This is a genomic window from Luteimonas sp. R10 (assembly GCF_045689605.1).
In the GTDB taxonomy this organism is placed as follows: Bacteria; Pseudomonadota; Gammaproteobacteria; order Xanthomonadales; family Xanthomonadaceae; genus Luteimonas.
Window position 1 is genome coordinate 1,588,692 of sequence record NZ_CP141262.1, and the last position, 17,292, is coordinate 1,605,983.

Consider the following 17,292-nt stretch of genomic DNA (forward strand, 5'->3'; position numbering starts at 1 on the left):
CTTTGTGGGAGCGACGGAAGTCGCGACGCCGTTGTAGCGTCCGGAGTCGCGACTTCCGTCGCTCCCACGGGTCTGCGGCAGCGCGTGCCGCGCAGCTTGGCATCCCTTACCGATGGCGGTTGATCTCGTTGCGCAGGGCCTTCGCTGCGCTGCCCGCGGCGGCGGCGTAGTCGTCGCCGGACGAGGCATACAGGATCGCGCGCGACGAGCTGACCATCATCCCGCCGCCGCCGGCCGATTTCGCGTTCTCCACGACCGCCCGCACGTCGCCGCCCTGCGCGCCCACCCCGGGGATCAGCAGCGGCACGTCGCCGACGATCCCGCGGACCTGCTTCAACTGCTCCGGCCAGGTCGCGCCGACCACCAGCGCGCAATTGCCGTGTCCGTTCCAGTCGCGCGCGACGCGTTCGGCGACCTGCAGATACAGCGGGCGGTCGGCACCGTCTTCACCGCGGACCATCAGGTCCTGCAGGTCGCCGGCGCCGGGGTTCGAGGTCCGGCACAGGATCACCACGCCCTTGTCGGCCTGGTCCAGGAACGGCTGCAGCGAGTCGCGGCCGAGGTAGGGGTTGGCGGTGACCGCGTCGGCGCGGTATCGGTCGAAGGCTTCGGCGGCGTAGTGCCGCGCGGTGCTGCCGATGTCGCCGCGCTTGGCGTCGAGGATCACCGGGATGCCGGGATGCGCGGCGTGGACGTGTGCGATCAGGCGCGCCAGCGCGTCCTCGGCGCCGAGCGCGGCGAAGTGCGCGATCTGGGGCTTGAAGCAGCAGACGAATTCCGCGGTGGCGTCGACGATGTCGCGGCAGAAGTCGAACACCGAGTCCGGGTCGTTGGCGAACTTCGACGGGAAGCGTGATGGCTCGGGGTCGAGGCCGACGCAGACCAGGGAGTCGGCCTGTTGCCAGCGGGTCTTCAGGGATTCCGTGAAGCTCATGGTGGACCGCCTCGCTTTTGCTCGTCATTCCCGCGGAGGCGGGAGATGTTTTTCAACAGCCCGAAGGGCTGGTCATCCATGGACGTCGGCTCTACAGGCAACATCACAGCCAAAATCAAGATCCAAGTCCCTGGATCCCGGCCAAGAGCATGCCGGGATGACGATTTGGCAAAGCCGCGCCCGCAAAGCGGGCGCGGGCCAAATCGTCACTTCAATGCCTTGAACCTCAGCCGGTGCGGCTTGGCGCCTTCCTCGCCCAGGCGGCGCTTCTTGTCCTCTTCGTACTCGCGGTAGTTGCCCTGGAAGAACTCGACGTGGCTGTCGCCCTCGAAGGCGAGGATGTGGGTGGCGATGCGGTCCAGGAACCAGCGGTCATGCGAGATCACGAACGCGTTGCCCGGGAACTCCAGCAGCGCGTCTTCCAGCGCGCGCAGGGTCTCGATGTCGAGGTCGTTGGACGGTTCGTCGAGCAGCAGCACGTTGCCGCCCTGCAGCAGGGTCTTGGCCAGGTGCAGGCGGCCGCGCTCGCCGCCCGACAGCGTGCCGACCAGCTTCTGCTGGTCCTGGCCCTTGAAGTTGAAGCGGCCGATGTAGGCGCGCGACTGGATCTCGATGCCGTTGATGTTGAGGATGTCGGCGCCGCCGCTGACCTCCTGGAACACGTTGTGGTTGCCGGTCAGCGCCTCGCGGCTCTGGTCGACGTAGGCCAGCTTCACGGTCGGTCCGGTGACGATCTCGCCCTTGTCGGGCTTTTCCTGGCCGATGATCATCCGGAACAGGGTCGACTTGCCGGCGCCGTTGGGGCCGATGATGCCGACGATCGCGCCGGGCGGCACGATGAACGACAGGTCGTCGATCAGCAGGCGGTCGCCGAACGACTTGGTCACGCCCTTGAACTCCATCACCGAGTTGCCCAGGCGCTCGCCCGGCGGGATGAAGATCTCGTTGGTCTCGTTGCGGCGCTGGTAGTCGACCGACTGCAGCTCCTCGATCCGCGCCAGGCGCGCCTTGCCCTTGGAGCGGCCGCCCTTGGCGTTGCTGCGCGCCCATTCCAGCTCGCGGGCGATCGCCTTCTGCCGGGCCTTCTCCTGCGATTCCTCGCGCTTGAGGCGGTCCTCCTTCTGCACCAGCCACTCGCTGTAGTTGCCCTTCCACGGGATGCCGCGGCCGCGGTCGAGCTCGAGGATCCATTCGGCGGCGTTGTCGAGGAAGTAGCGGTCGTGGGTCACCGCCACCACGGTGCCGCTGTAGCGCGCCAGGAATTCCTCCAGCCATTCCACCGATTCGGCGTCGAGATGGTTGGTCGGCTCGTCGAGCAGCAGCATGTCGGGCTTGGACAGCAGCAGGCGGCACAGCGCCACGCGGCGCTTCTCGCCGCCCGACAACGGGCCGATCTTCGCGTCCCAGGGGGGGATGCGCAGCGCATCGGCGGCCACTTCCAGCTGCTGTTCCAGCAGGTGGGCGTCACCCGAGGCCAGGATCGCCTCCAGCCGCTGCTGTTCGGCGGCGAGCTTGTCGAAGTCGGCGCCTTCCTCGGCGTAGGCGGCGTAGATCTTGTCGAGCTCGGCCTGCGCCTGCAGGATCTCGCCGACGCCTTCCTCCACGGCCTCGCGCACGGTCTTGTCCGGATCGAGCTGCGGCTCCTGCGCCAGGTAGCCGACCTTGATGCCCGGCTGCGGCCGCGCCTCGCCGGAGAAGTCGGTGTCGACGCCGGCCATGATCTTCAGCACCGTGGACTTGCCGGCGCCGTTCAGGCCCAGCAGGCCGATCTTGGCGCCGGGGAAGAACGACAGCGAGATGTCCTTGATGATCTGGCGCTTCGGCGGCACGGTCTTGCTGACGCCGTTCATGGTGTAGATGTATTGCGACATGGAGGCTCCGGTGCAACGAAGCCCGCCGCGCGGCATCGGCACGCGGGGCGGGTGGGGGACGGGGATGCCGGCAATTATACCGGGCCCGCTGCGGCTGGGCTGCCCTTGGGCGCCAATGTCGCGGCGCCCGCTGGCTGGAATTCAGCCTTCTTGCGCGGGCCGAAAGCAAAAGAGCCGGTGTCGCGGGGCGGGCCGCGGGATCCACGCCAAGTCGCTCCCCGATACTCGCTTGGTTGGCGCGAATCCCGCGGCCCGCTCCCGACCTCGCCGCGAACTGGCGGAAAAGCAGGGCGGTGCGTCCGCCAACGCTGTTGCTGTTGCCGTTGCAGTCAGCAGCGGTGAAGTTCGACCATCGGGCGGGGTGGCGCCGCAACCAAGCGAGTCTCGGGGAGCGACTTGCCGGGGCCACCCCGCCCGATGGCCGGCGGCTGCCGGAAACAGGCTCCGGACCGCACTGCCGCCCCGCCCCGCGACGAACGGTACAATCAGCGCTGACTGAACCCCTGGAGCCGGAATGTTCCCGCGTGATGCCCGCATCGAAGGTTACGACCCTGAACTGGCCGCGGCGATCGCCGACGAGCGCCGCCGCCAGGAGGATCACGTCGAGCTGATCGCCTCGGAGAACTACGCCAGTCCCCGCGTGCTCGAGGCCCAGGGGAGCGTGCTGACCAACAAGTACGCCGAAGGCTACCCGCGCAAGCGCTACTACGGCGGCTGCGAGTACGTCGACGTCGCCGAGCAGCTGGCGATCGACCGGGTCAAGCAACTATTTGGTGCCGACTACGCCAACGTCCAGCCGCATTCGGGCTCCCAGGCCAACCAGGCCGTGTACTTCGCCCTGCTCCAGCCGGGCGACACCCTCCTCGGCATGTCGTTGGCCCACGGCGGCCACCTCACCCACGGCGCCAAGGTCAACGCCTCGGGCAAGCTGTTCAACGCGGTCCAGTACGGCGTGAACGACGACGGCCTGATCGACTACGACGAAGTGGAGCGCCTGGCCCTCGAGCACCGGCCGAAGATGGTGGTCGCCGGGTTCAGCGCCTACTCGCAGGTGGTCGACTGGGCGCGCTTTCGCGCCATCGCCGACAAGATCGACGCGATTCTGTTCGTCGACATGGCGCACGTGGCGGGGCTGATCGCCGCTGGCGTCTATCCGAGCCCGCTGCCGCACGCGCACGTGGTCACCTCGACCACCCACAAGACCCTGCGCGGCCCGCGCGGCGGCATCATCGTCGCCAGCGGCGCCGGCGAGGAGATCGAGAAGAAGCTGCAGTCGATCGTCTTCCCCGGCATCCAGGGCGGACCGCTGATGCACGTCATCGCCGCCAAGGCGGTGGCGTTCAAGGAAGCGCTGGAGCCGGAGTTCAAGGCCTACCAGCAGCAGGTGGTGAAGAACGCCCAGGCGATGGCGGAGACGATCGTCGCGCGCGGCTACAAGATCGTGTCCGGCGGCACCCGCAATCACCTGATGCTGGTCGACATGATCGGCAAGGGCATCACCGGCAAGGCCGCGGAGGCCGCGCTCGGCAAAGCCCACATCACCGTCAACAAGAACGCCGTGCCGAACGACCCGCAGAAGCCCTTCGTCACCTCCGGCCTGCGCATCGGCACCCCCGCGGTCACCACGCGCGGCTACGGCGAGCGCGACTGCATCGACCTGGCCGGCTGGATGTGCGACGTCCTCGACGCCCCGGAAGACGAAGCCGTGATCGCCGCCGTCCGCGAAAAAGTCACCGCCCAGTGCCGCAGGTTCCCCGTCTATGGCTGAGGTGCCGTGATTGGTGATTCGGGATTGGTGATTCGTAGAAGCGAGTCGCCATAGTTCATTGCCAACTGAATCAACGTCCTCCCCCTTTCCAATCACGAATCCCGAATCACCAATCACGGCTCTTCATGCATTGTCCCTTCTGCCAGCACGTCGACACCCGCGTCATCGACTCGCGCGTTTCCGAGGACGGCGCGACGATCCGCCGCCGGCGCGAGTGCGAGGCCTGCGGCGAGCGTTTCAGCACGCTGGAGACGATCGAGCTCAAGCTGCCGGTGATCATCAAGGGCGACGGCCGTCGCGAGTCGTTCGACGCGCGCAAGCTGCGCCTGGGCTTCGATCGCGCGCTGCACAAGCGGCCGGTCTCGGAGGAGCAGATCGAGGCGGCGGTGCGCGCGGTGGTGCACCAGCTGCGCATGACTACCGAGCGCGAGATCTCCTCGCGCCGGGTGGGCGAGTTCGTCATCGCCGAGCTGCGCAAGCTCGATCACGTGGGCTTCGTGCGTTTCGCCTCGGTCTACCGTTCGTTCCAGGACGTCGCCGACTTCCGCGAGGAACTCGACCGGCTCGAGCGCGACCTGCCCGGCGAGGGCCAGCTGCCGCTGCTGACCGGCGACGTGGTGCCCTTCGACAAGGGCACCGGCAAGGGCCGCAAACGATGACGAGCAGCGACGCGAATCACGAATCACGAATCACGAATCACGGCTTTTCAGCCACCGACCACGCCATGCTGGCCCGCGCACTGCGCCTGGCCGAGCGCGGCGCCTGGACCACCAAGCCCAACCCGATGGTCGGCTGCGTGCTGGCGCACGGCGAGGAGGTCGTCGGCGAGGGCTGGCACCAGCGCAAGGGCGGGCCGCATGCGGAGGTGCTCGCACTGGAAGCGGCGGGCGGCCGCGCGCAGGGCGCCACCGCCTACGTCACCCTGGAGCCGTGCGCCCATACCGGCAGCACCGGGCCCTGCGCCGATGCGCTGGTCGCGGCCGGCGTGGCGCGGGTGGTGGCGGCGATGCGCGATCCGTTCCCGCAGGTCGACGGCAAGGGATTCGAACGGCTGCTCGCGGCCGGAATCGACGCCGCGTCGGGGTTGATGGAGGACCAGGCGCGCGCGCTCAACCGCGGTTTCCTCTCGCGGATCGAGCGTGGCCGTCCCTGGGTGCGGGTGAAGCTCGCCATGAGCCTGGACGGCCGTACCGCCCTGGCCAGTGGCGATTCGCAATGGATCACCGGCGAGGCCGCGCGCGCCGACGTGCACCGCTGGCGCGCGCGCAGCGGCGCGATCCTGTCCGGCGCCGGCACCATCCTCGCCGACGATCCGCGGTTGACCGTGCGCCTGCCCGCCGTCGCGGAGTTCGTGCCGCCGCTGCGCGTGGTGCTGGATCCGGGGCTGGCCACCGTCGCCCGCGGCCGCGTGCGCGAAGGCGGTGCGCCGACCCTCTACCTGCACGCGCCCAACGTGAAGCCGCCGCGCGAGCTCGATGCGGCGCGTGCGGCGGTCGCCACCCGCGACGGCTACCTCGACCTGGAGGCGGTGCTGAAGCTGCTGGCCGAACGCGAGATCAACGAGGTCCACGTCGAGACCGGCGCGACCCTGGCGGGCGCGTTCCTGACCGCGGGCCTGGTGGACGAACTGCTGTTGTACGTCGCCCCGGTGCTGCTCGGCGACCGCGCGCGCCCGCTGTTCGCGGGCCTGCGCATCGAGGACATGGCGCAGCGGTTCCAGCTGCGCGTGATCGAGACGCGTGCCGTCGGCGACGATCTGAGGCTGCTGCTGCAACCCGCCTCGTAGAGCCGAGCTTGCTGGGCTGCAGGGCTACGGGGCTCCGGAGCCGGGAGCAGCGGAGCGAGCTCCGCTCTACGGGGCGGCGGACGGGCTTTGGCGCTGGCGAGGCGGGCATGACGGACGAGAGGCCATTTCACGATCATTTCTCTGCGGTCGCGGCGGACTACGCGCAGGCGCGACCGGCGTATCCCGAGGCGCTGTTCGACTGGATCGCCGCGGCCGCGCCCGCGCGCGGCCTGGCCTGGGAGGCCGGCTGCGGCAGCGGCCAGGCCAGCCGCAGCCTGGCGACGCGTTTCGCGCAGGTCCATGCCAGCGACCCCAGCGCCGCGCAGATCGCGCAGGCGCACGCGCCGGAGAACGTGCATTTCGCGGTCGAGCCCGGCGAACGCTGCAGCCTGGCTGATGCCTCCGTGGACGCGGTCTGCGTGGCGCAGGCGCTGCACTGGTTCGACCGGCAGGCGTTCTTCGCCGAGTGCGCGCGGGTGCTGCGGCCGGGCGGGCTGCTGGTGGCGTGGGGTTACCAGGACATCGTGACAGACCCGGCGATCGGCGCTGCGGTCGACGCCTTTCGCGACGAGATCGCCGCCTGTTGGCCGCCCGAGCGCGCGCTGGTCGACAGCGCCTATGCCGGTTTCGAGTGGCCGTTCGAGGCGATCGAGGCGCCGTCGTTCGCCATGACCGCGGACTGGCCGCTGGTGCGGTTGCTGGGCTATTTCGGCAGCTTTTCGGCGACCAAGCGCTATCGCGAACAGCGCGGCGAGGATCCGGTGGCCCGCCACGCGCCGGCGATCGCCGCCGCCTGGGGCGATGCGGAGCGTGCGCGCCGCCTGCGCTGGCCGCTGTTCGTGCACGCCCGCCGCAAGATGCGGGCGTAGTGCCGGCGCTCGTCGTCTCGGCGAAGGTGGGTGTTGCGCATTTGGGGGACACCTCCGAGCCCAGGGGGCGGGCGGCGCGATGCATGAGTTCCTTGTGGGAGCGACGGGAGTCGCGACGGGTCGCCCGCGGAGTCGCGACTTCCGTCGCTCCCACAGGGGTGCCTTGGAGTGCGTTGCTTGGAGCGTGGAAGCGAATGTCGGGACTCCCGTGGGGCTCCGGGACGCGGCACGAAGGGGTAGCACGCTCTAGCCTCACGGCAATGGATAGGGTTGCATGGCGGGTGCGGCTAGTCATTCACACCGCCCGTGGCGACGGGGGTCTGCGTCACCGTGCTGGATGGATCTGCCTGGCGCGGCTAGTCATCCACACCGCCCGCGGCGACGGGCCTTGCTTCACTGAAACGGCAATATCTGCCTGGCGCGTGTAGAATCCACGGCACCGGTTCGCCGGCGATCCAGAACACAACCAGACGTCTTCAGGGCGGGGTGGAAGTCCCCACCGGCGGTAGGCGCGGCGCTTCTGCGAAGCCGCCGCGCGAGCCCGCGAGCGCTTGCGGCGGTTCCTTCGGGGGCGGCGCAGGGTCAGCAGATCCGGTCCGATGCCGGAGCCGACGGTCCGGGAATCGATGCGCGGCGCGGTGCGCCGGACGCCGGTTCCCCACAGTCCGGATGAAAGAAGACGGCATGCGCGGCCGGCGGCTGCGCGCATGTCCCGCGCCCGGGACGTTTTTCGCTTCCACTGCGGGAAACGTGCATGTCCCAATCGTTCCGTCCCGTCCCGTCCACCGTCCTGCGCGGCCGCGCCGCGCGGGAGGCGTGCTGATGTTCATGCCCTCACCCCATCCCTCGCTCCGCGCCCCGGCCCGCGCGCGTTCATCGGCACGAGAGCCAATGGCTCGCAAGCGTGCCTCTTCACCCCGCAAGCGGGAGAGGGGGAGTTGGCGCCATGCGGAATGAATTTCGATTGCGAATCCGCAACCTTTGAGCTACCGGCCTTCGGAGGGAATATGTTTACTGGCATCATCGAAGGCGTTGGCCGCCTGGTCGAGCGCGCGCCGCGCGGCGGCGACGTGCGCCTGCAGGTCGATGTCGGCTCGCTGCCGTTCGAGGACGTGCGCACCGGCGAGAGCATCGCGGTCAACGGCGTCTGCCTGACCGTGGTCGCGTTCGACGCCGCCTCGTTCCAGGCCGACGCCTCCAACGAGACCCTGGCCCTGACCACGCTGGGCGGGCTGGCCGGCGGTGCGGCGCTCAACCTCGAGCGCGCGATGCGGCCGGACGACCGCCTCGGCGGGCACCTGGTCAGCGGCCATGTCGACGGCGTGGGCCGGGTCGAGCGCGTCGAGCCGGACGCGCGCGCGCAGCGCTGGCGCTTCTCCGCGCCGCCCGGCGTGCTGCGCTACGTGGCGAAGAAGGGGTCGATCTGCGTCGACGGCGTCAGCCTCACCGTCAACGCGGTGGACGAGGCCGGCTTCGAGGTCGCGCTGATCCCGCATACCGTCGCCAACACCGCCTTTGCGTCCACGGCGATTGGCGATCCGGTGAACCTCGAGGTCGACCTGGTGGCCCGCTATGTCGAAAGGTTGCTGCGCGCGTCCTGATCGTCCCGACGTGCGAGCATGCCCGCCATTCCGGCACAGGCCGGAATCACGCGAATCGGACAACGGCGATCCAGCCGGATCCCGGCTTGCGCCGGGACGACGGATCCTGACCGAATCACCAATCACCAATCAGCAATCACGGCCTCCTCATGCCCTTCTCCCCGATCCCCGAACTGCTCGAAGAAATCCGCGCCGGCCGCATGGTCGTCATCGTCGACGACGAGGATCGCGAGAACGAAGGCGACCTGATCATGGCCGCCGAGCTGGTGCGCCCGTCGGACATCAACTTCATGGTCACCCACGCCCGCGGCCTGGTGTGCCTGTCGCTCACGCGCGAGCGCTGCGCCCAGCTCGGGCTGCCGCCGATGGTGCGCGACAACACCTCCGCCCACGGCACCAACTTCACCGTCAGCATCGAGGCCGCCGAGGGCGTGACCACCGGCATCTCCGCCTACGACCGCGCCCACACCATCCGCACCGCGGTGCGGCCGGACGCGCGGCCGTCGGACCTGTCGCAGCCGGGGCACATCTTCCCGCTGCAGGCGCAGCCCGGCGGCGTGCTCAGCCGTGCCGGCCATACCGAGGCCGCAGCCGACCTGGCCCTGCTGGCGGGGCTGGAGCCGGCCGGAGTGCTGGTGGAGGTCCTCAATCCCGACGGCAGCATGGCACGACGCCCGCAGCTGGAGGCGTTCGCGCGCGAGCACGGTCTGAAGATCGGTTCGATCGAGGACCTGATCCGCCACCGGCTGGAGACCGAGCACACCATCGAGCGGGTCGACGAGCGCGGGATCGACACGGCGCATGGCCCGTTCCGGCTGGTGACCTACCGCGACCGCCTCAGCCAGGGCCTGCACCTGGCGCTGGTGCACGGCATGCCCGATCCCGGGGTCCCGGCGCTGGTGCGGGTGCAGCCGCTGAATCCGCTGGTCGACGCCCTGCATTGGCGCCGCGACGACTTCGGCCCGGCGACCGGCGACGTGCTGGCGCGATTGCGCCGCGAGCCGACGGGCGCGCTGGTGCTGCTCGAGGAACGCGCGGACGCCGACGCGCTGCTGGCGCGCATCCGCCAGGCGCCGGATGGCGCCACCGCCGCACCCACGCGTGCCGGCGCGCTGGCGGAATGGCGCCGCAACGGCGCCGGCAGCCAGATCCTGGCCGACCTCGGCTTCGGCCGCCTGCGCGTGCTCGGCACCCCGCGCAAGCAGGTCGGGCTGGCCGGCTTCGGGCTCGAGGCGGTGGAATACGTGGAGCCCTAGATGCCTCGATGCCCCCGTAGAGCGGAGCTTGCTCCGCTGCTCCAGGCTTCGGAGCCCGCGCAGCGGAGCAAGCTCCGCTCTACGACGGGGTTGCGGCGGCAACCCGCTAGCAAGCAGGCGCGTTAAACTGACCGCCCCTGTTCGAATCCGTCAGCATGACCCACTACGAAGGCGACCTGCGTGCCGCCGAAGGCACGCGCTTCGCGATCATCGCCAGCCGCTGGAACCCGCGCATCAGCGACACCCTGGTCGCCGGTGCGCGCAAGGCCTTCGCCGACAACGGCGTGGCCGAGGATGCGATCGACGTGGTCCGCGTGCCCGGCGCCTGGGAAATCCCGGCGGCGGCGGCGCGGCTGGCGAAGGCGGGCGGCCATGTCGCCATCGTCGCGCTCGGCTGCGTGGTGCGCGGCGACACCCGACACTACGAGCAGGTTGCCGACGGCTGCTCCGACGGGCTGATGCGCGTCGCCCTGGACTTCGGCATCCCGGTCGCCAACGGCGTGCTCGCGGTCGACCGCTTCGAGGACGCCGAGCGCCGTGCCGGCGGCAACCACGGCAACAAGGGCGAGGAAGCCGCGCTGGTGGCGATCGAGATGGCCGAGTTGATGGAGAAGCTGCCATGACGGCTTCAAGGTCCGGCAGGCGAAAAGAGCCTGTCGGTGGCGCGCCGGCCGCGTGCATGCACGGGCCGCGGACGGGCGTCGGCAGGAGAGCGCCGGCATGAACCGGCCGCACCGCAAGGGCGGCATCGATCCGGCGCTGCGCACGCGTGCGCGGCGGCGGGCGCTGCAGGCGGTCTACGCCTGGCAGCTGTCGGGCGGCTCGGCACAGGACATCATCGCCCAGTTCGCGCACGAGCAGGCGCACGAAGTCGCGGACCTGGAGTACTTCGAGGACCTGGTGCGCGGCGTGCTGACGCAGCGCGCAGCGCTCGACGCCTCGCTGCAGCCGTACCTCGACCGCACCGTCGAGGAGGTCGACCAGATCGAGCGCGCCATGCTGCGCATCGCCGCCTACGAACTGCAGCATCGCCTCGACGTGCCCTATCGCGTGGTCATCGACGAGGCGCTGAAGACGGTCAAGCGCTTCGGCTCGGAGCACGGCCACACCTACGTCAACGGCGTGCTCGATCGTGCCTGCATCGAGTGGCGCGCGGTCGAGAGGCGAGGAGTGAGTGGAGAGGAGTGAGAAACGGGCAAGAGCTGAACGGCGTCCGCTGTCCCGGCAGGATGGCGACAGCTGCACCGGCTCCGCGGCAGAGGCGCCTTTCACTCGCTTCCCACTCCTCACTCACTCCTGGCTCCGATGGAATTCGACCTGATCGCCCGCATCCGCATCCGCGCCCGCGCCCGCGCCGGGCGGCGCGAGGACGTCGAGCTCGGCATCGGCGACGACGCCGCCGTGCTGCGCGTCCCCGACGGCATGCGCCTGGTCGTGACCACCGACACGCTCAACGCGGGCGTGCACTTTCCCGCCGCGACCGCCGCGGCCGATATCGGTTGGAAGGCGCTGGCGGTGAACCTGTCGGACCTGGCGGCGATGGCCGCGCGGCCGGCCTGGTGCACGCTGTCGCTGTCGCTGCCGCGGGCCGATACCGACTGGATCGACGGGTTCCTCGACGGCTTCCTCGCACTCGCCGCGCAGCACGGCGTCGCCCTGGTCGGCGGCGACACCACCCGCGGGTCGCTGTCGGTCTGCGTCACCGCGCACGGGCTGGTCGAGCCGGGCCGCGCCCTGCGCCGCGACGGCGCCCGCGTCGGCGACGACGTGTGGGTGACCGGCAGCCTGGGCGATGCCGCTGGCGCGCTGGCCCTGCCGGCATCGGCGGAATCCACGGGCGATGCCGCCGACGCTTCGGCATGGCTGCGCCTGCGCCTCGACCGGCCGCAGCCGCGGCTGGCGGCCGGCGCCGCGCTGGCCGGCATCGCCCATGCCTGCATCGACGTCTCCGACGGCCTGCTGGCGGACCTCGGCCACGTCTGCGCCGCCAGCCGCGTCGGCGCCGAGGTGCGGATCGACGCCCTGCCGGCGTCGGATGCGCTGTGCGAGCGGTTCGCGGGCGACGCCCGTCGCGAACTGCAGGCCGCCGGCGGGGACGACTACGAGTTGTGCTTCACCGCGCCGCCGGACGCGCGCGACGCGGTGGCCCGCGTCGGCTTCGAGGCGGACGTCGCCGTCACCCGCATCGGCCGCATCGTCGCCGGCGACGGGGTGCGCGCCCGCGATGGCGGCGGCCGGACCTGGCGACCGCGCCGCGCGGGCTACGCGCACTTTGCGGATCCAGAAGCCTCTCTCTCCCATCGGGACGTTGTCGAGAACGCCGGAGCACCTTCGGAGTAGCGCACTCAGCCCACGACATCCGCGACGGCATCGGCCATACGCCCGATCGCCCGTTCCAGGATCGGCCGCGGCATGGCGAAGTTGATCCGCACGTGGCCGGCGCCGGCATCGCCGCATTCGCCGCCGTCGGTCAGCGCCACGCCCGCCTTGCGGCGGAAGAACAGGTGCGGCGCCTCGGGCAGCGAGAGTTGCCGGCAGTCCAGCCAGGCGAGGTAGGTCCCCTCGGGCTCGACGCAGTCGACCAGCGGCAGCCGCTCGTGCAGCAGCTGCATCATTCGCGCGCGGTTGCCCCGCAGATGGTCCACCACGCCGTCCAGCCACGGTCCGCCGTCGCGGTAGGCGGCGATGTTGGCGATCGCGCCGGCGGTGGCGGTGGCATGCCCGGCCAGCGGCGCCATCCGCCGCCACTGCCGCAGGTCGTGGTCGTTGCTCAGGATCAGCTGCGCGCACTTCAATCCGGGCAGATTCCAGCCCTTGGAGGCGGAGGTCGCGGTGATCGCCTGCGCCGCGGCCCGCTCGCCGAGCGCGGCGTAGGGCAGGTGGCGGTGCGGCGCGAACACCAGCGGGGCGTGGATTTCGTCGCAGAACACCCGGCCGTCGTGGCGCGCGACCACGTCGCAGAAGCGGTCGAGCTCCCCGCGCGAAAACACCCTCCCGATCGGGTTGTGCGGGTTGCACAGGATCGCCAGCCGCGCGCCATCGGCGAAGGCGGCGTCCAGCGCGGCGTAATCGAAGCGCCAGCCGTCGGCCGTGCGCAGCATCGGCACCTGGATCACGCGGTGGCCGAGCATCCGCAGCAGCGGCAGGAACGGCATGTAGTTGGGCGTCGGCAGCGCCACCGCGGCGCCCTCGGGCAGCAGGTGGCGCAGCGCCAGCTCCAGTCCGGTCAGCACGTCCGGCAGCGGCTGCACGCGCCGCGGATCCAGCGCCCAGCCGTAGCGCTGTGCGTGCCAGTGGGCGCAGGCCTCGGCCAGCTCGTCCAGCAGCGCGAAGGTGAGATAGCCGAACCGCTCGCGGTCCAGCATGGTCCGCAACGCGGCGCGCACCGGCGGCGCGGTGCCGAAATCCATCTCGGCGACGAACGCGCCGATGCAGTCCGGATAGGTCGTCCACTTCAGGCCGCCGGCCGCGCGCAGCTGCGCCTCGGTCGGGGCATCGAAATCGTCGGGGCCGGAACTTGCGCGATCAGTCATGCCCGCAAAGGTACCAATGCCGGTTGCGCGTGTCGTGAGGGGCTGTAGTGCGGCCGCGCAAGGCCGGCGGGAGATGCGCGCGGTGCCACGCGAATGCGCTGTGGCACCTGCCCGTGGGAGCGCGCCATGCGCGCTCCAGGCAGCGCTGTCCGCTGCGGTGAGATCAGACCCGTCGCCACGGCGGAGCAAATGAACAGCCGGGCCCTTCGCGATGGGATCACCACCATCCAGGCTTGAAGCATCGGCGATTCATTGGCGAAACCCGTGGCGACGGCCCAATCCTCACCGCGGCGGACAGGACTGCCTGGCGCGGCGGTCAGGCCGCCGGCAGCACCTTGCCGGGGTTGAGGATCCCGTCCGGATCGAACGCCGCCTTCACCGCGCGCATCGCCGCGAGCGTCGGCGCGTCGAACGCCTGCGCCATGAACGGACGCTTGGCGACGCCGATGCCGTGTTCGCCCGAGAGCGTGCCGCCCAGCGACAGCGTCAGCGCGAACAGCCGCGGCAAGGCCGCATGCGCGCGCGCGCCCTGGCCGGCGTCGTCCGGGTCGTAGAGGATGTTGGCGTGCAGGTTGCCGTTGCCGGCGTGGCCGAAGGCGATGATCGGGATGTCGAACTCGCGCGACAGCGCCTCGATCCCGGCGACCAGCGCCGGGATCCGCGACACCGGCACCACCACGTCCTCGTTGAGCTTGGCGGGCGCGATCGCGCGCTGCGCATGCGACAGCGACCTGCGCGCCGCCCACAGGCGCTCGCTCGCGACCGGATCGGGCGCGGCGTCGAGCGCGAGCAGGCCGCCGCCACGCGCGGCGCGCCCGAGCGCGGCGAGGGTGAACGGCAGCGTGTCGGCATCGCCGTCGGCCTCGATCATCAGTAGCGCACCCGCCTCCGGGATGTCGGCGCCGCCGACTTCGCGCGCCAGGCGGATGCAGGCGGCGTCCATGAACTCCAGCATCGACGGCGCCGCCGGCTGCGCCATGATCCGCGCCACCGCGGCCGCCGCCGCGGCCGCGTCGGCATAGAGCGCGCGCAGGCTGGCGCGCGCCGCCGGCAGCGGCGCCAGCTTCAGCGTCGCCTCGACGATCAGCGCCAGCGTGCCTTCGCTGCCGACGATCAGGTGGGTGAGGTCGTAGCCGGTGGCGTCCTTGCTGGTGGCGCTGCCGACGCGGACGATCTCGCCGCTGCCGGTGACCGCCGCCAGGCCGAGCACGTTGTCGCGGGTGGCGCCGTATTTCACCGCGCGCGGGCCGCCGGCGTTGCAGGCCAGGTTGCCGCCGACGGTGCAGTCGTCGGCGCTGGCCGGATCCGGTGGCCAGAACAGCCCGTGCGCCGCGAGCGCGCGCTGCAGGGCGCCGTTGATCACGCCGGGTTCGACGACCGCGACGCGGTCGTCGGCGCGGATCCCGACGATGCGGTCCATGCGCGCGAACGAGACCGCGATCGCGTCGCCGGCCAGCGCCGCGCCGGTGCTGCTGGTGGCGGCGCCGCGCGCGACCAGCGGCACGCGATGGCGGCGGCAGGCGCGGACCAGCGCCGCGACCTGGCCGCGATCTGCCGGCGTCGCCACGCCGAGCGGCATCGCCATCCGCCGCGAGCCGTCGCCGCCATGCGTGGCGCGCGCGCCGTCATCGATGCGCCAGCCGTCCCCGAGCAGGGCGGAGAGCTCGCGTTCGAGCACGGCGGGCAGGGTCGAGGCCATCGCGGCATTGTAGGCATCGGACCCCGTAGAGCCGAGCTTGCTCGGCTGCATGGGCTCCGGAGCCTAGAGCAGCGGAGCAAGCTCCGCTCTACGTGGGCGTCGGAGCCGAGGGCAGCGGAGCAAGCTCCGCTCTACGGGTCGTCGGCGCGGAAGGCGTCGCGGATCCAGTTGAGGCGCGGCGCGGCCGGATCGCCGTCGGCCTCGATCACGTCGAAGCGGCACGGCGCGTTCGCGAGGCCACGATGCCCGAGCAGGAACGCCTGCGCGGCGCGGACGATCCGCCGGCGCTTGCCGGCGGTCACCGAAACCGCGCCGCCGCCGAAGGCGGACGAGCGCCGGTAGCGCACCTCGACGAACACCACAGTCGCGCCGTCGCGCCCGCTCTCATCGAGCCCGCTCTCATCGAGCATGACCAGGTCGAGTTCGCCGAAGCGGAAGTTCGCGTTCGCCGCGACCTCGCGCAGGCCGGCGGCCAGCAGATGCGCGCGCGCGGCACGCTCGACGGCGTCGCCGCGTGCGCGGGTCGTGCTCAACCGCCGCTGCCGCCCAGCGGCACCACGTGGCCGCCGCTGAAGGTGGCCCAGGCCGGCGTGCGCAGCACGTTGCCGAACCCGTCGATGCGCAGGGTGCCGGTGGCGCCGCGCAGTTCGGCATCGGTGCCGGTGACCAGGCGTTCCATGAACGCAGTCAGCAGCCAGGCGTCGTAGCCGAAGGCGAACAGCCGCGCCGCCGGACCGCGCGCGGTCGGCAGCACGCTCGCCACGCTCGAGGCCATCGGCAGGCCGGCCACGCCGGTCGCGGTCCAGCGCTCGGTCGGGAACACGATGCCGTCGAGCGCGGCGTCGTCCTCGTTCCTGCCGCTGCCGTACAGCTGCGAGGTGCCCACGCGCGGGCGCGTGGCGTAGCCGGCGGCCGCCAGCTGCGGCGCGACCGCCCGCGCCTGCGCGCCGCGCAGCGCCAGGAACACGGCCTCGGCGCCGTCCGGCTTGAGCATCGCGTTGCGGAACATCTCGGTCATGTCCGCCGGCGTCTCGCCGGTGACCGCGAACATGTCGCTCACCGCGCCGCCCCCGGCTTCGAACTGGCGCCGGAAAGCATCGACGCTGCGGCGCGCGTTGTCGTCGCCGCCATTGAGCACCATCACCCGTTTCACGTTGCGGGCGAGCAGGTAGTCGGCGGCGGCGATGCCGTCGTCCTCCGGCGCCAGCGCGAAGCTGAAGCTGCCGGTCGGCGCCTCTTCGCCGGCGCGGTTGAGCGCCAGCACCGGTACCCGCAGCAGCGCCGGGTTCGCCAGCACCGCGGCCACCTCGTCGCGTCCCAGCGGCCCGAGCACGTAGTCGGCGCCTTCGCCCACCGCCCGCTCGTAGGCGGCATTGGCGCCGCCGGCGGTTCCGGCGGTGTCGTAGAACACCATTTCCGGGCGCTGCCGGCGCTCGCCGTAGTAGCCCGCCAGCAGGCCGTCGCGCACCGGCGCCGCGGCAGTGGCCAATTGGCCGGACAGGGGCAGCAGCACCGCCAGCTTCAGCGGCGGGCGGTAGCCGTCGCGGTCGGCGGCGGGGCGGTTGCCGGCGTGCACGTTCCACAGCGCGCCGAGGTCGAACGGCCGCGGCAGCGGCAGGTTGCGGGCGAGCAGGGCGCGGCCGGCGAAGCTGTACAACGGATCGCCCTCGGGCAACGCGGCGGCCGCGCGTGCCAGGGTGTCGTCGTCGACCGTCGCCAGCAGGCGCTCGATCTCGCGCGCGCTGTCGACGCGCGCCTGGCCGCCGAGCGCGACGTGGTCGCGGGCCAGCTGCGCCGCGGTCGCCAGTTCGGGATTGGCCGGTGCGGCCGGCTGCGTCGGGCCGGTGATCCGCACCGAGGCGCAGCCCGCCAGCAGCAGGAGCGCCGCCAAGAGCAGCAATGTCCGGTTCGGCGATGGGCGCATGGGGTGCGTGTCCGTGGTGAAGACCGGCTACGATTCTAACGCCCCGCGTGG

General features: G+C 71.4%; 14 protein-coding genes and 1 pseudogene. 9 read left to right on the forward strand and 6 right to left on the reverse strand.

Annotated elements, in window-relative coordinates; genetic code table 11:
* Positions 1–106 precede the first annotated feature (106 nt).
* Both pyrF and ettA read right to left on the reverse strand, forming a co-directional pair.
* Positions 107–934, reverse strand: a complete 828-nt coding sequence (gene pyrF, locus U3649_RS06650) for an orotidine-5'-phosphate decarboxylase (RefSeq protein WP_407354081.1) — start codon at positions 932–934, stop codon at positions 107–109.
* 206 nt (positions 935–1,140) lie between these two features.
* On the reverse strand, positions 1,141–2,805 hold the full coding sequence (gene ettA, locus U3649_RS06655; RefSeq protein ID WP_407354082.1) for an energy-dependent translational throttle protein EttA: 1,665 nt from the start codon (positions 2,803–2,805) through the stop codon (positions 1,141–1,143).
* Between the two features lie 514 nt (positions 2,806–3,319).
* On the opposite strand from ettA, the gene glyA reads away from it, so the two are divergent.
* From glyA to thiL, 9 genes are all read left to right on the forward strand, one after another.
* Positions 3,320–4,573, forward strand: coding sequence for a serine hydroxymethyltransferase (gene glyA / locus U3649_RS06660; protein WP_407354083.1), 1,254 nt, complete (start codon positions 3,320–3,322; stop codon positions 4,571–4,573).
* 125 nt (positions 4,574–4,698) lie between these two features.
* Entirely contained in the window at positions 4,699–5,232 is a 534-nt protein-coding gene (nrdR, locus tag U3649_RS06665; RefSeq protein ID WP_407354084.1) for a transcriptional regulator NrdR, read from the forward strand.
* Positions 5,233–5,297: 65 nt separating this feature from the next.
* Positions 5,298–6,359, forward strand: coding sequence for a bifunctional diaminohydroxyphosphoribosylaminopyrimidine deaminase/5-amino-6-(5-phosphoribosylamino)uracil reductase RibD (ribD, locus tag U3649_RS06670; protein ID WP_407354085.1), 1,062 nt, complete (start codon positions 5,298–5,300; stop codon positions 6,357–6,359).
* A 107-nt stretch (positions 6,360–6,466) separates the two neighbouring features.
* Entirely contained in the window at positions 6,467–7,228 is a 762-nt protein-coding gene (locus U3649_RS06675; RefSeq protein WP_407354086.1) for a class I SAM-dependent methyltransferase, read from the forward strand.
* Between the two features lie 1,007 nt (positions 7,229–8,235).
* Positions 8,236–8,829, forward strand: coding sequence for a riboflavin synthase (locus tag U3649_RS06680; protein ID WP_407354087.1), 594 nt, complete (start codon positions 8,236–8,238; stop codon positions 8,827–8,829).
* Between the two features lie 200 nt (positions 8,830–9,029).
* On the forward strand, positions 9,030–10,085 hold the full coding sequence (ribB, locus tag U3649_RS06685) for a 3,4-dihydroxy-2-butanone-4-phosphate synthase (RefSeq protein WP_407354561.1): 1,056 nt from the start codon (positions 9,030–9,032) through the stop codon (positions 10,083–10,085).
* A gap of 155 nt (positions 10,086–10,240) precedes the next feature.
* Positions 10,241–10,708 (forward strand): 6,7-dimethyl-8-ribityllumazine synthase, encoded by a 468-nt coding sequence (gene ribH, locus U3649_RS06690; protein WP_407354088.1) that lies wholly within the window; start codon positions 10,241–10,243, stop codon positions 10,706–10,708.
* Between the two features lie 97 nt (positions 10,709–10,805).
* Entirely contained in the window at positions 10,806–11,273 is a 468-nt protein-coding gene (gene nusB, locus U3649_RS06695) for a transcription antitermination factor NusB (RefSeq protein ID WP_407354089.1), read from the forward strand.
* 117 nt (positions 11,274–11,390) lie between these two features.
* On the forward strand, positions 11,391–12,425 hold the full coding sequence (gene thiL, locus U3649_RS06700; RefSeq protein WP_407354090.1) for a thiamine-phosphate kinase: 1,035 nt from the start codon (positions 11,391–11,393) through the stop codon (positions 12,423–12,425).
* 5 nt (positions 12,426–12,430) lie between these two features.
* Here thiL and U3649_RS06705 read toward each other — a convergent pair whose 3' ends face one another.
* The 4 genes and pseudogenes from U3649_RS06705 to U3649_RS06720 all read right to left on the reverse strand — a co-directional run.
* On the reverse strand, positions 12,431–13,618 hold the full coding sequence (locus U3649_RS06705) for a MalY/PatB family protein (RefSeq protein WP_407354091.1): 1,188 nt from the start codon (positions 13,616–13,618) through the stop codon (positions 12,431–12,433).
* A 316-nt stretch (positions 13,619–13,934) separates the two neighbouring features.
* Complete coding sequence (locus tag U3649_RS06710; RefSeq protein WP_407354562.1) at positions 13,935–15,317, reverse strand: FAD-binding oxidoreductase; 1,383 nt, start codon at positions 15,315–15,317, stop codon at positions 13,935–13,937.
* 131 nt (positions 15,318–15,448) lie between these two features.
* A complete protein-coding gene (locus U3649_RS06715; protein ID WP_407354092.1) occupies positions 15,449–15,850 on the reverse strand; it encodes a YraN family protein in 402 nt (133 codons plus the stop codon).
* A pseudogene (locus U3649_RS06720) lies at positions 15,847–17,232 on the reverse strand (penicillin-binding protein activator); the annotation flags it as partial. The pseudogene U3649_RS06720 and the gene U3649_RS06715, both read right to left, overlap by 4 nt.
* Positions 17,233–17,292: the final 60 nt, after the last annotated feature.

What these genes read in the sequence shown, in the direction of transcription:
- pyrF (WP_407354081.1), bottom strand. Translation starts at nt 934, where the DNA reads ATGAGCTTCACGGAATCCCTGAAGACCCGCTGGCAACAGGCCGACTCC.
- ettA (WP_407354082.1), bottom strand. Translation starts at nt 2,805, where the DNA reads ATGTCGCAATACATCTACACCATGAACGGCGTCAGCAAGACCGTGCCG.
- glyA (WP_407354083.1), top strand. Translation starts at nt 3,320, where the DNA reads ATGTTCCCGCGTGATGCCCGCATCGAAGGTTACGACCCTGAACTGGCC.
- nrdR (WP_407354084.1), top strand. Translation starts at nt 4,699, where the DNA reads ATGCATTGTCCCTTCTGCCAGCACGTCGACACCCGCGTCATCGACTCG.
- ribD (WP_407354085.1), top strand. Translation starts at nt 5,298, where the DNA reads ATGCTGGCCCGCGCACTGCGCCTGGCCGAGCGCGGCGCCTGGACCACC.
- U3649_RS06675 (WP_407354086.1), top strand. Translation starts at nt 6,467, where the DNA reads ATGACGGACGAGAGGCCATTTCACGATCATTTCTCTGCGGTCGCGGCG.
- U3649_RS06680 (WP_407354087.1), top strand. Translation starts at nt 8,236, where the DNA reads ATGTTTACTGGCATCATCGAAGGCGTTGGCCGCCTGGTCGAGCGCGCG.
- ribB (WP_407354561.1), top strand. Translation starts at nt 9,030, where the DNA reads ATGGTCGTCATCGTCGACGACGAGGATCGCGAGAACGAAGGCGACCTG.
- ribH (WP_407354088.1), top strand. Translation starts at nt 10,241, where the DNA reads ATGACCCACTACGAAGGCGACCTGCGTGCCGCCGAAGGCACGCGCTTC.
- nusB (WP_407354089.1), top strand. Translation starts at nt 10,806, where the DNA reads ATGAACCGGCCGCACCGCAAGGGCGGCATCGATCCGGCGCTGCGCACG.
- thiL (WP_407354090.1), top strand. Translation starts at nt 11,391, where the DNA reads ATGGAATTCGACCTGATCGCCCGCATCCGCATCCGCGCCCGCGCCCGC.
- U3649_RS06705 (WP_407354091.1), bottom strand. Translation starts at nt 13,618, where the DNA reads ATGACTGATCGCGCAAGTTCCGGCCCCGACGATTTCGATGCCCCGACC.
- U3649_RS06710 (WP_407354562.1), bottom strand. Translation starts at nt 15,317, where the DNA reads ATGGCCTCGACCCTGCCCGCCGTGCTCGAACGCGAGCTCTCCGCCCTG.